Here is a 17,417-nt window from a genome sequence, read left to right on the forward strand (position 1 = left end):
GCGAGGGTGAACTGCAGGTCGAAGCGGGCGACGTTCTCTTCCAGGTCCAGCGCGGACACCGAAAGTCCCGGCAGTTCCAGGGTGGTGCGCTCCAAGTTCTGGAACGCCAGCATCACCTGGAACAGCGGGTTGCGGGCCTGCGAGCGCTCCGGCGCGAGCAGTTCCACCAGCCGCTCGAACGGCACGTCGGCGTTGCCGTAGGCGTCCAGGTCGGTGCGGCGCACCCGGCCGAGCAGGTCGGCGAACGACTCGCCCGGCTCGATTCCCGTGCGCAGCACCAGCGTGTTGACGAACATGCCGACCAGGTCGTCGAGCGCGGCCTCGCCACGGCCCGCCACCGGGGTGCCGACCGCGACGTCGTCGCTGCCCGACAGCCGCGCCAGCAGCACCGCCAGCGCGCCGTGCATCACCATGAACAGCGACGCGCCGTGCTGCCGCGCGATCTCCTCGAGCGCGGCGACCAGTTCACCGGACAACTCGCGGTGCAGCGTCGCGCCGCGGTGCGAGGCGACGGCCGGACGCGGGCGGTCGGTGGGCAAGGACAGCTCGTCGGGGATGTCGTCGAGCGCATGCCGCCAGTAGGCGACCTGCTTCGCCAGCAGCGAGTCGGAATCGTCCTCGGAACCGAGGATCTCGCGCTGCCACACCGCGAAGTCGGCGTACTGCACCGCCAGCGGCGCCCAGCCGGGAGCGCTGCCCGTGCTGCGCGCGGTGTAGGCGGCCATCACGTCGCGGGTCAACGGCCCCATCGAGAAACCGTCGGCCGCGATGTGGTGCACCACCACGACGAGCACGTGCTCGTCCGGCCCGGCCGCGTACAGCCGGGTGCGCAGCGGAACCTGTTCGGCCACATCGAATCCGGTGGTCACGAACTCGGTCACCGTCTCGATCAACCGCGCCGGGTCCACCGCCACGGGACGCAGGTCCAGGGCGATGTCCTCGGCGGGCACGATCACCTGGACCGGGGTGCCGCCGTGCTCGGGGTAACGGGTGCGCAGCGATTCGTGCCTGCGCACCACGTCGGCCACCGCCAGCCGCAGCGCGGCCGCATCCAATCGACCGGTGAGCCTGATGGCGATCGGCAGGTTGTAGGCCGCCGAGGAGGTGTCGTACTTGTTCAGGAACCACATGCGCTGCTGCGCGAACGACAGCGGCACCAATTCGCCCGCCGCGCGCTCGCGGGCGACGAGCCGGGCGCGGGCCGCGCCGTCGGCGTGCGATTCCACCCGAGCGGCGAGCGCTTCCACCGTCGAGGCCTCGAACAGGGTGCGCACCGCGACCGTCGTCCCCAGCGCCGCGCCGATGCGGGCGACCACCCTGGTCGCGATCAGCGAGTTGCCGCCGAGGTCGAAGAAGTCGTCGTCCACGCCGACCCGCTCCAGGCCGAGCACGTCGGCGAACACCGCCGCCACGGTCTCCTGCACCGGGGTGACCGGCGCGCGGAAGGCGCGCGAGGTCGCCGTCGGGGCGGGCAGCGCACGACGGTCCAGTTTCCCGTTGACGGTCAGCGGGATCCATTCCAGCCGCACCACGGCCGAGGGCACCATGTAGGCGGGCAGTTGCGCGGCCGCGCCGTCGCGCACCGCGTCCAGCACGGGCTCGGTATCCGGCTCGGACACCACGTAGGCGACGATCCGTTGATCGCCGGGCTGGTCCTCGCGCACGATGACCGCGGCTTGGGCGATGCCAGGCTGGGCGAGGATCGCGGACTCGATCTCGCCGAGTTCGATGCGGAAACCGCGCACCTTCACCTGGTCGTCGGCGCGGCCCAGGTACTCGAGTTCACCGAAGCGGTTCCAGCGGGCGAGGTCGCCGGAGCGATACAGCCGCCCGCCCGGCGTGCCGCCCATCGGGTCGGCCACGAAACGGGTCGCCGACAGATCGGGACGACCCAGGTAACCGCGCGCCAATTGCGGGCCCGCCACGTACATCTCGCCCGCGACGCCGACCGGCACCGGGCGCAGCCTGCTGTCGAGGACGTACACCCGCAGACCGGCGATGGCGCGGCCGACCACGCTGCCGGAGGCGGCGGCGATGGTCGCGGCGTCCAGCGCGCGGTAGGACACGTGCACCGTGGTCTCGGTGATGCCGTACATGTTGACCAGCAGCGGCGCGGTACCAGCCGTCGCGCCGGTGCCGTCGCCGTGGCGCGCCACCCAATCCGACAGCCTGCGCAGCTCCAGCGCCTCACCGCCGAACACCACATACCGCAGCGCCAGCGCGGCGGCGTCGGGCGCGGCGTTCCGGTCGGCCTCGGCCAGCTGGTAGAACGCCGACGGGGTCTGGTTGAGCACCGTGACCCGCTCGGCGCGCAGCAGTTCCAGGAACTGCTCCGGCGAGCGCGAGGTGTAGTAGTCGACCACCACGAGGGTGCCGCCGAACAGCAGCGGACCCCACAGCTCCCACACCGAGAAGTCGAAGGCGTAGCTGTGGAACAGCGTCCACACGTCGCCGGGTCCGAAACCGAAGTCGCGGTCGGTGTTCGCGAACAGCCGCACCACGTTGCGGTGCGCCACCGCGACGCCCTTCGGGCGGCCGGTCGAGCCGGAGGTGTAGATCACGTACGCGACGTTGTCCGGCGTGAGCGCGGAGTTGCGGTCGGCGTTGGTGATCGGGGCGTCGTCGGCGTCCTCGACGTTGCCGGTCTCCACCGCGAATCCGTCCAGCACGACCGACGGCAGCCCGGCGGGCACCTCGACCTGCACCGTGGAGTCGAGCACCACGCTGGTCGGCCGCGAATCGGCGAGCACGTAGGCGATGCGCTCGGCCGGATAGGTCGGGTCCACCGGCACGTAACCCGCGCCGGTCTTCACCACCGCTAGCAGCGCCACCACCAAATCCAGCGACCGCGGCAGGATCACCGCGACCAGCGTCTCCGGCCCCGCGCCGTCGCTGATCAGCCTGCGCGCCAAAACATTCGCGCGCCGGTCCAGCTCCGCGTAGGTCAGCGTCTCCACGCCGAAGCGGGCCGCGACACGATGCGGATGCGCGGCCACCGCCGCGTCGAACAGCCCCACCAAGGTGATGTTCGGATCGGCGAAAAGCCCTGCGACGCTTTCGGAACCCGACGACACCCAGCGCTGCGAGACGTCCAGCCGCTCGCCCTCGCCGAGCAGATCGATATCGCCGATCGCCGCCCGAGGATCCTCGGCGACCCCGCGCAGGACGCGCACGAAACGATCCGCGAACGCGGCCACCGTCTCGGGATCGAACAGTTCGGTGGCGTAGTTCCACGACAGCGTCAACCCGCCGTCGGCGGCCTCGCCCACGGTGAGCTGCACGTCGAATTTCGCGGTGCCCGGATCGAACTCGACCGCGGCGACCTCGACGCCACCGGGCAGCGCGACCGCACCGAGAGCGGCCGCCGAGGCCGCCTCGAAGGTCAGCGCGACCTGGAACAGCGGGTGGTGCGCCTGCGAGCGCGCCGGGCTGAGCACGTCCACCAGCCGCTCGAACGGCACGTCGGCGTTGGCGAAGGCGGCCAGATCGGTGCGGCGCACCTGCTCGAGCAGCTCGTCGAAGCCTGCGCCCGGCTCGACCTCGCTGCGCAGCACGAGCGTGTTGACGAACATGCCGACCACGTCGTCGAGCGCGCGTTCACCGCGACCCGCGATCGGCGTGCCGATCGCGACGTCGGTGCTGCCCGACAACCGGCCCGCCCACACCGCCAGCGCGGCGTGCACCACCATGAACAGCGTCACGCCGCGGGCGCGCGCCAGCTCGGCCAGCGCCTCGTGCACCTGCGCGTCGACCGAGAAGTTGTGCGTGCCACCGGCATTCGAGGCCACCTCCGGCCGGGGCCGGTCGGCGGGCAGCTCGATCTGATCGGGCAGGTCACGCAGCTGCTCGGTCCAGTAGGCGATCTGCCGGGCCGCGACGGACTCGGCGTCGTCCTCAGCGCCGAGCACCTCACGCTGCCACAGCGCGTAATCGGCGTACTGCACCTCGAGCGGAGCCCAGGACGGCACCTCGCCGCGAGCGCGCTCGGTGTAGGCGAGCACCACATCGCGCAGCAACGGCCGCAGCGAGAAACCGTCCGCGCTGATGTGATGCAGCACCAGCACCGCGACGTGCTCGGTCGCCGACAGCGACAACAGGCTCGCCCGGAACCCGATCTCGGCGGTCACATCGAACCCGACGCTCGCCAGCTCCACTATCCGCGCGGGCAGCTCCTCCGTGGCGACGGGCTCGGCGACCAGGCCGAACCCGACCTCACCGACCGACAGCACGCGCTGGTAGCCGGTGCCCTCCACCTCGGGGTAGATCGTGCGCAGCGCCTCGTGGCGCGCGAGCACGTCGCCGATGGCCGCACCCAGCGCCTCGACGTCCAGCGCACCGCTCAGCCGCAGCGCCACCGGGATGTTGTTCACCGCGGTCCGGTTGTCGAACCGGTTGAGGAACCACATCCGCTGCTGCGCGAGCGACAACGGCACCAGCTCGGGACGCTCCCGCGCCACCAGCGGCGTCCGGCCGCCCTCGTCCGCGACGGATTCCACCTTCGCCGCCAGCGCGGCCACGGTCGACGCCTCGAACAGCGTGCGCACCGGCACCTGCGTGTTCAGCGCCTCACCCAGCCGCGCCGCCACCTGCGTGGCGATCAGCGAGTTGCCGCCCAGCTCGAAGAAGTCGTCGTCCAAGCCGACCCGTTCCACGCCGAGCACCTCGGCGAAGGTCGCGGCCACGATCTCCTGCACCGGCGTGGCGGGCGCACGGAACACCTTGGCCTCGAACACCGGCTCCGGCAGCGCCCTGCGATCCAGCTTGCCCGAGGCGTTGAGCGGGAACTCCTCCAGCACCACATAGGCCGCGGGCACCATGTACCCCGGCAGGCTCGCGCCGAGTTCGGCCTTGACCGACTCGACCTCCACCACCCGGTCCGGGTCCGCCACCAGGTACGCGACCAGCTGGTCACCGGTCCGCTCATCGGTACGCACCACGACCACCGCCTGCGCCACCGACTCCAGCGCCGTCAGCGCCGACTCGATCTCGCCCAGCTCGATGCGCAGACCGCGCACCTTCACCTGGAAGTCGGTGCGGCCCAAGTACTCCAGCTCGCCGTCTTCGGTCCAGGACACCAGGTCGCCGGTGCGGTACATCCGCTCGGCAGTGCCGAACGGGTTGGCCACGAAACGCTCGGTGGTCAGATCGGGGCGGCCCACATAGCCGTGCGCCAGCTGCGCGCCCGCGAGGTACAGCTCGCCGGGCACGCCGACCGGAACCGGCCGCAGCCGCGAATCCAGCACGTACACCTGCGTGTTGAACACCGGAGCGCCGATCGGCACCGACACCGTGTCGTGGTCGGTCACCTCGTGGAAGGTGACGTCGACCGCGGCCTCGGTCGGGCCGTACAGGTTGTGCAACCGCGCGCCGGTCAGCTCGCGCAACTTCTGCGCGGTCACCGCGGGCAGCGCCTCACCGGACGCGAAGACATTACGCAGCGTGGTGCATTCGGCCGCACGCTCCTCGGCCACGAACACCGACAGCATCGACGGCACGAAGTGCACTGTGGTGACCTGCTCGTCGACGATCAGCCGCGCCAGGTACGCGGGATCGCGATGCCCGTCCGGCTTCGCCACCACCAGGCGCGCGCCGACCTGCAACGGCCAGAAGAACTCCCACACCGACACGTCGAACGTCGCGGGCGTCTTCTGCAACACCACGTCATAGGCCGCCAAACCGTATTCGGCGTGCATCCACACCAGACGGTTGACGATCGCGGCGTGCGAGACCGCCACACCCTTCGGGCGGCCGGTCGAACCGGAGGTGAAGATCACGTACGCGGTGTTGGCCGGACGCAGCGGCTTGTGCCGGTCGGCGTCGGTCAGCGGCCCGTCGGAGAACTCCGACAGGTCGAGCTGGTCGATGCGCACCTGCCGGGAAACGGTGGTCTCCAAATCGGAGCCGGAGGTCAGCACGCACACCGGGCGCGCGGTCTCCAGGATGTAGTCGATGCGCTCGGCCGGATGGTCCGGATCCAGCGGCACGTACGCGCCGCCCGCGGCGTTCACCGCGTACATGCCGACCACCAGGTCGATCGAGCGGCGCATACCCAGCGCCACATACGATTCCGGCCCGACGCCGTTGACCTTGAGCCAGCGCGCCAGGCGATGTACCCGCTGGGCGAACTCGGCGTAGGACAGACTCGTCCCCTCGAACGTCACCGCGGGACTGTCCGGGGTGCGCGCGACCTGCGCCTCGAACAGCGAGACCAGGGTCGCGGCGGCGTCGCCGACCGGCGAGGTGAGCGCGGCGTCGACCGGGAATTCGGTGGCGTTCCAGCGCTCGATCACCAAGGCCCGCTCGGCGTCGTCGAGCAGGTCGATGTCGCCGACGGTGACCGACGGATCGGCGGCGATGCCGTACAGCACGCGCACGAACCGCTCGGCGAACGTCCCGGCGAACACGCCGTCGAACAGGTCGGTGGCGTAGACGAGTTCGGCGTCCATCGCCGTCTCGGCCCCGGGGACCTCGCTGAGCGTGAGTTGCAGGTCGAACTTCGCCGTCGGCTGGTCGATGCCCAGCTCGGAGACGGTGAGGCCGGGCAGTTCCAGCGCGGTGCGGCCGAGGTTCTGGAACGACAGCATCACCTGGAACAGCGGATGCCGCGCCTGCGAACGCGCCGGGTTGAGCACCTCGACCAGCCGCTCGAACGGCACGTCCGCGTGCGCGAACGCCTGCAGGTCGCGTTCGCGGACCCGGGCGAGCAGATCGGCGAACGACTCGGCGGTGTCCACTTCGGCGCGCAGCACCAGGGTGTTGACGAACATGCCGACCAGATCGTCGAGCGCCTGCTCACCACGACCGGCGACCGGGATGCCGATAGCGATGTCCTCGGAGCCGCTCAACCGCGCCAGCAGGGCGGCGAAGGCGCCGTGCACCACCATGAACAGCGTGCTGCCATGCGTCTGCGCGACCCGGTTCAGGTCTTCGATCAGCTCGCCCGGCACCCGGAACCGGTAGGTGCCCGCGCCGTAGGAGGCGACGGCGGGCCGCGGACGACCGGCCAGGCGCAGTTCGTCGGGCAGCCCGGCCAACGTCTCACGCCAGTAGTCGAGCTGCTCGGAGATCAGCGAGGTCGGGTCGTCCTCGGAGCCGAGCGTGTCGCGCTGCCACAGCGCGAAGTCCACGTACTGCACCGCCAGCGGCGGCCAGCCCGGCTCAGCCGCCGAGGTCCGCGCCACGTAAGCGGTCATCAGGTCGCGCACCAGCGGACGCATGGAGAAGCCGTCGGCCGCGATGTGGTGCACCACGACGACCAGCACGTAGTCGTCCGGTCCGAGCCGGTAGGCGCGCAGGCGCACCGGCGGCTGGGCGGTCACGTCGAAGCCGCGCTCGACGAACTCGTAGAGCACGCCGAGCAATTGCCCCTCGGCCACCTCGACCACGTCCAGCTCGGGAATCGCCCTGGTGGCGTTCAACACCCGCTGGTAGGCCACGCCGTCGCGAGACGGATAGATGGTGCGCAACGACTCGTGCCGTCCGACCACGTCGGCGACCGCGCCGCGCAGCGCGTCCAGATCCAGCGCGCCTTCCAGCCGCACCGCGGCCGGGATGTTGTTCGCGGCGGAGTCGGCGTCGAAGCGGTTGAGGAACCACATGCGCTGCTGCGCCAGCGACAGCGGCGGGTGCTCGGGACGCACCTGTGCCGTGAGCGCCTGGCGCGCACCGCTTCCCGCGTGTGACTCGATCCGCGCGGCGAGCGCGCCCACGGTCGGGGCCTCGAACAACACACGCACGCCGACCTCGGTGTTCAGCGCGGCGCTGACGCGGGCGGTCACCTGCGTGGCGACCAGCGAGTTGCCGCCGAGCTCGAAGAAGTCGTCGTCCACGCCCACGCGCGGCACGCCGAGCAGGTCGGCGAAGATCTCCGCGACGATCTCCTCGATCGGAGTCGAGGGAGCGCGGAACACCCTGGCCTCGAACACCGGAGCGGGCAGCGCTCTGCGGTCCAGCTTGCCGGAGGCGTTCACCGGGAAGGCGTCCAGCACGACCAGCGCGGCCGGGACCATGTAGCCCGGCAGCGCCGCGGCCAGCGCGGTCTTCACCTCGTCGATGTCCACGGCCACATACGGTTCGCAGACCAGGTAGCCCACCAGCTGGTCGCCCGCGTGCGCGTCGGAACGCAGTACGACCACCGACTGCGCGATCCCGGGCTGCGCCAGCAACGCGGACTCGATCTCGCCCAGCTCGATACGCAGGCCGCGCAGCTTCACCTGGAAGTCCGTGCGGCCCAAGTACTCCAGCTCGCCGTCCGGAGTCCAGGCCACCAGGTCACCGGTGCGGTACATCCGGTCGCCCGGCGCGCCGTACGGGTTGGCCACGAACCGGTCGGCCGTCAGGTCCGAGCGGCCCAGGTAGCCGAGCGCCAGCTGATCGCCCGCGAGATACAGCTCACCCGCGACACCCGGCGCGACCGGGTGCAGGCGGCTGTCCAGCACGAAGACGCGGGTGTTCCACACCGGGCGTCCGATCGGCACCGACACCGTGTCGGCCTCGGTCGCCTCGTGGTAGGTCACGTCGACGGCGGCCTCGGTCGGGCCGTACAAGTTGTGCAGCCGTGCGCCGGTCAGCTCGCGCAGCCGCTGCGCCGTCTGCGCGGGCAGCGCCTCACCGGAGGCGAAGACCTGCCGCAGACGCGGCGCGGGCAATCCGTCGCCGTTCTCGTTGCCCAGCGTGGAGACGAAGACCGAGAGCATCGACGGCACGAAATGCGCCGTGGTGATCTGCTTCTCGGCGATGATCTGGGACAGGTACACCGGGTCGCGGTGCCCGTCCGGGCGCGCCACGACCAGCCTGGCCCCGGTCTGCAACGGCCAGAAGAACTCCCACACCGACACGTCGAACGTGGCGGGCGTCTTCTGCAACACCGCGTCATCGCGACCGATCGGGTACTCGTGCTGCATCCACAGCAACCGGTTCACGATCGCTTCGTGGCTGACCGCGACACCCTTCGGGCGTCCGGTCGAACCGGAGGTGAAGATGACGTACGCGGTGTTCTCCGGCCGCAGCGGGCGCGTGCGCTCGGCATCCGTGATCGGCGCGCCGCTGGTCTCGGCGAAACCGGGCACGCCCTCGATGCCCTCCACCGACAGCGCGGTCACCGCGGGCTGCGGGTCCAGGCCGAATCCGTCCGCCGAGCGGTACAGGATCATCCGCGGGCGGGCGGTCTCGATGATGTAGTTGATCCGGTCGGCGGGTTGATCCGGGTCCAGCGGCACGTAGGCCGCGCCGGTCTGCACCACCGCGTACATCGCGACGACCAGTTCGGTGGAACGCCGCAGCGCCAGCGCCACCAGCGATTCCGGGCCCACGCCCGCGCCGATGAGCTGGCGGGCGATGCGGTTGGCCCGCTCCTGGAACTGGCGGTAGGTCAGCCGCTCGCCTTCGAAGTCCAGCGCGATCGCGTCCGGCGTCGCCGCCGCCTGCGCGTCGAACAGCGAGACCAGCGTCGCGACCTGGTCCACCGGATGTCCGGTGTCGTTCCAATCGATCAGCACCCGCGCGCGTTCCTCGGACGCGAGCAGGTCGATGTCGCCGATCGGGACGTCCGGGTCGGCGGTCACGGCCGCGAGGATGCGGTCGAGGCGCCGGGCGAACGCCGCGACGGTCGGCTCGTCGAAAAGATCCAGGGCGTAGGAGAATTCGGCCGACATGCCCGCCGAATCGCCGTGGTCGTCCTGGGTCTCCGAGAGGGTCAGCTGCAGGTCGAACTTGGCCAGCCGGGCGTCGTAGTCGATGCCGTTGACCGAAAGTCCGGGCAGTTCCAAGCTGGCCTGCCGGGTGTTCTGGAAGGTCAGCATCACCTGGAACAGCGGATGCCGCGCCTGTGAACGCGCCGGGTTGAGCACCTCGACCAGGCGCTCGAACGGCACATCGGCGTGCGCGAAGGCGTGCAGGTCGGTCTCGCGGGCGCGGGCGAGCAGATCGGCGAAGCTCATCGCGCCGTCCACCTCGGTGCGCAGCACCAGGGTGTTGACGAACATGCCGATCAGGTCGTCCAGCGCGGCTTCACCGCGGCCCGCGACCGGGGTGCCGATGGCGATGTCGCTGGTGCCGCTGGCACGGGCGAGCAGGACCGCCAGCGCGCTGTGCAGCACCATGAACAGCGACGCGTTGTGCCTGCGGCCCAGCTCGATCAGGGCGCGCTGGGTCTCGCCGGAGATCACGAACGGGTAGGTGCCGCCGCGGTAGGACGCGACGGCCGGGCGCGGCCGGTCCGACGGCAGCGTCAATTCGTCGGGCAGATCGGCCAGTTCGCGCGTCCAGTACCGGATCTGGTTGGCTATCAGCGAACTCGGGTCGTCCTCCGAGCCGAGCACCTCCCGCTGCCACAGCGCGTAGTCGGCGTACTGCACCGGCAGCGCCGACCACGCGGGCGCCTCCCACGACGTGCGCGCGGCGTAGGCCACCATCACGTCGCGGGCCAGCGGACCCATCGACCAGCCGTCGGCCGAGATGTGGTGCACCACCATGCCCAGCACGTACTCGGTCTCGCTGATCTCGAACAGCCGCGCGTGCAACGGCACTTCGCTGGTCACGTCGAACGCCATCGACGCCAGCTCGACCAGGTGATCGATCAGGTTGTGCTCGGTCACCCGCACGGGGGTCAGGTCCGGCACGATCTGCGCCGCGTCCAGCACCACCTGCACCGGGCCGGTCTTGGTCTCCGGGAACACCGTCCGCAGCGACTCGTGCCGGTCGATCACGTCGATGACCGCGACCTGCAACGCGGCGATGTCCAGATCGCCGGACAACCGGATCGCGACCGGGATGTTGTTCACCGCCGAGGAGGTGTCGAACCGGTTGAGGAACCACATGCGCTGCTGCGCCAGCGACAACGGCACCTGCTCCGGACGATGCCTGGCCACCAGCGCCTTGCGCGCGCCGTCACCGGCGTGCGACTCCACCCGCGCGGCCAGCGCCGCGACCGTGGACGCCTCGAACAGCATGCGTACCGGCACCCTGGTGTCCAGCGCGATGCCGAGGCGGGAGGCCACCTGGGTGGCGATCAGCGAGTTGCCGCCCAGCTCGAAGAAGTCGTCGTCCACGCCGACGCGGGAGATGCCGAGCACCTCACCGAAGATCTGCGCGACGATCTCCTCGATCGGCGTGGTCGGAGCGCGGAATTCGCGCACCTCGAACACCGGCGCAGGCAGCGCCTTGCGGTCCAGCTTGCCGGAGGCGTTCAGCGGGAACGCCTCGAGCACCACGATCGCCGAGGGCACCATGTACGCGGGCAACGTGCGGTGCAGCGCGTTCTTGATGCTGTCCAGGTCGACGGGACCGCCGCCGGTGACCACGTAGGCGACCAGCTGGTCGCCCGCGACGGTGTCCATGACCAGCACCACGGCCTGGGTGACGGCCGGATGGTCGAGCAGGGCGGTCTCGATCTCGCCGAGCTCGATGCGCTGACCGCGGAACTTCACCTGGAAGTCGGTGCGGCCGATGTACTCCAGCACGCCCGCGCTGCCCACCTCCGGATCGCGCGGACGCACCCACCGCACCAGGTCGCCGGTGCGGTACAAGCGGGAGCCGGGCGGGCCGAACGGGTCGGCGACGAAGCGCTCGGCGGACAGGTCGGGACGGCCGTGGTAGCCGCGGGCGGTCTGCACGCCGCCGAGGTACAGCTCGCCGGGCACGCCGACCGGAACCGGGGCCAGGCCCTCGTCCAGCACGTAGGTCTGCGCGTTCCACACCGGCCGGCCGATCGGCACCGACGTGGGCGCGACCTCGTTGAGCTGCCAGGCGGTGGCGTGCACGGTGAACTCGGTCGGGCCGTACAGGTTGTGCACCGCGGCGGTGGAGAACTGCCGGAACGCGGTGACGGTCGCGGGCGGCAGCGCCTCACCGGCGACCAGAACCGCGCGCAGCGAGGCGCATTCGGCGGTGTCCGCCGATCCGGCGAACACCGAGAGCATGGACGGCACGAACGAGGTCATGGTGACCCCGTGCCGTCCGATGATCTCCGACAGGTAGATCGGATCGCGGTGGCCGTCGGGCGCGGCGATCAGCATGCGGGCGCCGACGGCCAGCGTGCCGAACAGCTCCCACACCGACACGTCGAAGGTGACCGGCGTCTTCTGCAGGATCACATCGGCCGGGCCGATCCGGTATTCGGCGGTGATCCAGGCGATCTGGTTGACCACCGACGCGTGGCTGACCGCGACGCCCTTGGGGCGGCCGGTCGAGCCGGAGGTGTAGAGCACGTAGGCGGTGTTCGCGGCGCGCAGCGGGGCGCGGCGCTCGGCGTCGGTGACGGGCTCGTCGCCGAATCCGCTCAGGTCCAGGGTGTCCAGCGTCAGCACCGGGATGTCGGCGGCGGTGACGTTGTCGCCGGTGGTGGTGAGCACGCACACCGGAGACGAGCTGTCGAGCACGTATTCGGTGCGCTCGGCCGGGTGGTCGGGGTCGATCGGCACGTAGCCGCCACCGGCGGTCAGCGTGGCGTAGATCGCCACCAGCATGTCCACCGAGCGGCGGATGCCGACCGCGACCAATGTCTCCGGGCCGACACCCGCCTCGATCAGCTTGCGCGCCAAGCGGTTCACCCGCGCGGCGAACTCGGCGTAGGTCAGCTCGATCGGCGCGCCGAACTCCTCCGCGCCGCGCGTGCCGCCGTCGAACACCACGGCCGGGTCGTCCGGCCTGCCCCGCACCTGCTCTTCGAACAGCTCGAGCACGGTGGCGGCGGGCACGTCGTGCCCGGTGTGGTTCCACTCGGTCAGCACCCGGGCGCGCTCGGCCTCGTCGAGGATCTCGATGTCGCGCACCGTGGTTCCCGGCGCGGCGACGGCGGCTTCCAGCACGCGCAGGTAGCGGCGGCCGAACTCGGCGACGGTGGGCGCGTCGAACAGGTCGGTGGCGAAGGAGATGACCGCGCCCATGCCGGCGGGCTCACCGTTCGCGCCGCGTTCCTCGGTGACCGTCCATTGCAGGTCGAACTTGGCGATGTCGACCTCGAGCTCGTCGGCGGTGACCGAGAGCCCGGGCAGTTCCAGGGTCGCGTGCGACATCTCCTGGAACGACAGCATCACCTGGAACAGCGGGTGCCGCGCCTGGGAACGGGTCGGGTTGAGCACCTCGACCAGCCGCTCGAACGGCACGTCCGCGAACGCGAACGCGGCGAGATCGGTTTCCCTGGTGCGGCCGAGGAATTCGGCGAACGACTCGCTGCCGTCCACTTCCGAACGCAGCACGAGGGTGTTGACGAACATGCCGATCAGGTCGTCGAGCGCCTGCTCGCCACGCCCGGCCACCGGGGTGCCGATCGCGATGTCGCTGGTGCCCGACAACCGGGCCAACAGCACGGCCAGCGAGGCGTGCATGACCATGAAGAGGCTCACGCCCTGCGCGCGGGCCAGCGCGACCAGCCGCTGGTGCAACTCGGCGTCGATGTCGAAACTCACCCGGCTGCCGTGGAAGCTCTGCACCGGCGGGCGCGGGCGGTCCGCGGGCAGGTCGAGCTGATCCGGCAGGCCCGCCAATGCCCTGCGCCAATAGGCGATCTCGCGCGCCGCCATGGACGCGGGATCGGATTCCGCGCCGAGCAGCTCGCGCTGCCAGACGCTGAAGTCCTGGTACTGCACCGGCAACGGCGCCCAGCTCGGCGCCTCGCCCGCGCTGCGGGACAGGTAGGCGGCGGCCACATCGCGCGCCAGCGGGCCGAAGGAGAAGCCGTCGGCCGCGATGTGGTGCACGACGAACGCCAACGCGTAGTCGGCCGCGCCGTTGCCACGCCCGCCGGTGACCGCGAAGACCCGAACCCGGATCGGCAGCTCGGTCGAGACGTCGAAGCCGCGCGCGGCGAATTCGGCCAGCGCGCCGTGCAATTCGGCCTCGTCGATCGGCTGCACCTCGATGCCGAGATCGACCTGATCGACGGGAAGCACCTGCTGGTAGCCGCCGTCGCCGGACTCGGGGAAGATCGTGCGCAGCGACTGCTGCCGCTCGACCACGTCCAGCAGCGCCGACTGCAACGCTTCCAGGTCCACCTGGCCGCGCAACCGCACCACGAACGGCAGGTTGTAGGTCGGCACGGTCGGGTCGAACTGGTTGATGAACCACATGCGCTGCTGTGCCAGCGACAGCGGCACCCGCTCCGGCAACTGCTGGGCCACCAGCGGCGGACGCGATTCGCCCACGGGCGCGGCGTTTTCCGCGCGCGCGGCGATACCGGCGACGGTCGGGGTCTCGAACAGCGCGCGCACCCCGATCTGGGTGCCGAACGCGGCGCCGATGCGCGCCACCACCTGAGTGGCGACCAGCGAGTTGCCGCCCAGGTCGAAGAAGTTGTCGTCGATGCCGATGCGGTCCTGGCTGAGCACGTCGGCGAAGATGCCCGCCACGATCTGCTCGGCCTGGGTACGCGGCGCGCGGAAGTCGCCTGCGTCGGCGCTGAACACCGGCTCCGGCAGCGCCTTGCGGTCGAGCTTGCCGCTGGTGTTGAGCGGGAAGGCGTCCAGCACCATGATCGACGCGGGCACCATGTAGCTGGGCAGCTGCTCGGCGGCGAACCTGGTCAGCTCCACCGGTTCCACGCTGTGGCCGGGAGCGGGCACGACGTAGGCCACCAACTGCTGACCGGTCGCGGTGTCCACCACCAGCACGACGGCCTGGCTGACCGCGGGGTGGGCGAGCAGATCGGTCTCGATCTCCCCCAGCTCGATGCGCTGGCCGCGGAACTTCACCTGGAAGTCGGTGCGGCCGATGTATTCCAGCGTGCCCGCTTCGTTCCAGCGCACGAGGTCGCCGGTGCGATACATCCGCTCACCTGTGCTCGACAGCGGGTTCGCGACGAAGCGATCCGAGGTCAGGTCGGGACGGCCGCGGTAGCCGCGGGCGAGCTGACGCCCGCCCAGGTACAGCTCACCGGGCGCGCCGATCGCGGCCGGGCGCAACCGCGAATCCAGCACGTAGACCTGGACGTTCCACTCCGGGATACCGATCGGCACGGTCACCGTGTCGGCGGCCGTCGCCTCCCAGTAGGTCACCGAGACCGCGGCCTCGGTCGGGCCGTACAGGTTGTGCAGCCCCGCGTCGGTGATGGCGCGGAAGCCCGCCGCGGTCTCCGGCGGCAACGCCTCGCCGATCACGAAAACCGCACGCAGCGTCGCGCATTGGGCCTGCGTGGCGTGCGCGACGAACACCGTCAACATGGACGGGACGAAGTCGGTCACGGTGACGCCGTGCCGGGAGATCATCTCCGCCACGTACAGCGGGTCGCGGTGCCCGTCCGGCGACGCGATGACCAACTTCGCGCCCACCATCAGCGGCAGGAAGTAGCCCCACAGCGACACGTCGAACGTGGTCGCGGTCTTCTGCAGGTACACGTCTTCCGCGGTCAGCCGGTACTCGTCGAGCATCCACAGCTGCTGGTTGACGATCGCGTGGTGGGTGACCGCCACGCCCTTGGGGCGGCCGGTCGAACCCGAGGTGTAGATGACGTAGGCGGTGTTGTCCGGACGCAGCGGCGCCAGGCGGTCGGCGTCGGTCACCGGGTCGGCGGAGTACGCCGAGGTGTCCAGGGTGTCGATCTCCACCCGCCGCACCGACTCCGGCAGCTCCAGCTCGTCGGCCGACAGCGTCAGCACGCACACCGGCGCGGCGCTGTCGAGGATGTAGGCGGTGCGCTCGGCCGGATGGTCCGGATCGATCGGCACGTACGCGCCACCGGCCTTCAGCACCGCGTGCATGCCGATCACCAGCTCGAGCGAGCGGCGCATGCCCAGCGCGACCAGCGACTCCGGGCCCACGCCGTCGGCGATCAGGAAACGGGCCAACCGGTTGACCCGCGCGTCGAACTCCCGATACGTCAGCGTCGCGGAGCGACTCGATGAGGGGTGGTGGTCGGGCGACGGGTGGGCCAAGGTAGCGCCCTCGAAATCGAGCGCGATGTTGTCCGGCGTCCGCGACATCTGCGCGTCCAGCAGCGCCGCGAGCGTGGTCTGCGGAACGTCCTGCTCCGAGTCGTTCCACTCCAGCAGCGTCCGCTCGCGCTCCTCGACGGTGGCGACCGGAAGGCCCCACACGGTGGCGTCCGCCTCGGCGGCCAGGAAACGATCGAAGAACTCCAGGAAGCGGCCGTGGTGGCTGCGCGCCTCGTCCTCGGTATAGAGGTTGGGATTGGTCTCGAAGTCGATATGCGAACGCGTGCCCGCGACCGATTGATAGAAGTTGACGCCCAGATCCTCGATGCTGCCGGTCGACAGCACGCTGAGCTGGCCGACCATCGGGCCGAGCACGATCTCGTCACCGAACAGCATGATGTTGACCCACGGCCCGAAGAACTCCGTGGTCACCACACCGTCACCGGCCGCGTCGCGGCGGATGTCCTCGTGCCGGTACCGCTGGTGCCGCAACGCGCCCGACACCTCGACCGCCACCTGCTTGAGCAGCTCCGACACCGTCGTGTCGTGGCCCACGTGCAGCCGCAGCGGCACGATGTTCGACGACACACCACCCGAGCGGCGCATCGCCGCGGTAGTGCGCGCGGTCACCGGCAGGCTGAGAATGACGTCCTCGACGCCGTTCCACTGCGCCAGATACGCGGCGAAACCGGCCAGCAGCAGACCGGCGGGCGAGGAATCGTGCCGCGCGACCGCCGCGTCCAGCAAACTGTTCTGCTCATCCGACAGCGCGGCGCTGGCGATGCCGTTGATCGCCGCGGGCGGCGCGGAACGGCCGGTCAGGCTGGTGCCTTCCTCCAGCCCCGCCACCCGCTGCGCCCAATACTCCTTGTCGGAGGCGAAGCGGGAACTCTCCCGATAGGCGATCTCCTGCTCGTACAGCGTGTGCAGGTCGGTGGCTTTGGAAACAGCCGGTTCGGTGCCGTTGACGTAGGCGGTGTAGAGCTCGGCGATGCGGTTGAGGTTGGTCATCGCGCCGAAGCCGTCGAGCGCGATGTGGTGAGCGCGGGAGTACCAGTACCAGTGATCGTCGGCCAACTGCAGCGCCGCGACCTTGATCAATCGGTCGTTCAGCAGGTCGAGCGGACGGCTGTACTCCGCGCGCATCCACGCCATCGCTGCGGCGGCCGGATCGGCCTCGCCGCGCAGATCGACGTACACGACCTTGTCGTAATCGGCGATCGAATGGTCGACGAACTGCAGCGGCTCACCATCGCGCTCGACGATCCGCAGGAACCCGGAACCCAACTCGTGCGACGCGTCGATGCTGGCCCGCTCGAGCACATCGACATCCAGCTCACCGTGCAGGTCGACGTACTGCGCGATCGTGACCGGCACCTGCGGGTCGACGTGCTGCGCGTACCAGATGCCCAGCTGAGCGGGAGACAACGGGAACGCACCCGACAGGTCGGGTGCTACCCCAGACGCAGCGTGTGCCCGTTCGCCACCAGTTTCGCCGTTTCCGCCGAAATCCAGCCGGTCCAACCGTAACCTCGCTTCCGGAACACCACG

At 70.4% G+C, this 17,417-nt stretch carries 1 protein-coding gene (cut by a window edge); it reads right to left on the reverse strand.

Annotated elements, in window-relative coordinates:
* Positions 1-17,390 carry the start of a non-ribosomal peptide synthase/polyketide synthase gene (locus tag ACWEO7_RS00905; RefSeq protein ID WP_452419924.1) on the reverse strand. 26,350 nt of this gene lie to the left of the window's left edge, so 17,390 of the gene's 43,740 nt are visible here — the first part of the coding sequence; its start codon is at positions 17,388-17,390; the stop codon falls past the left edge of the window.
* Positions 17,391-17,417: the final 27 nt, after the last annotated feature.

The sequence above is a fragment of the Nocardia sp. NPDC004260 genome (assembly GCF_053603155.1).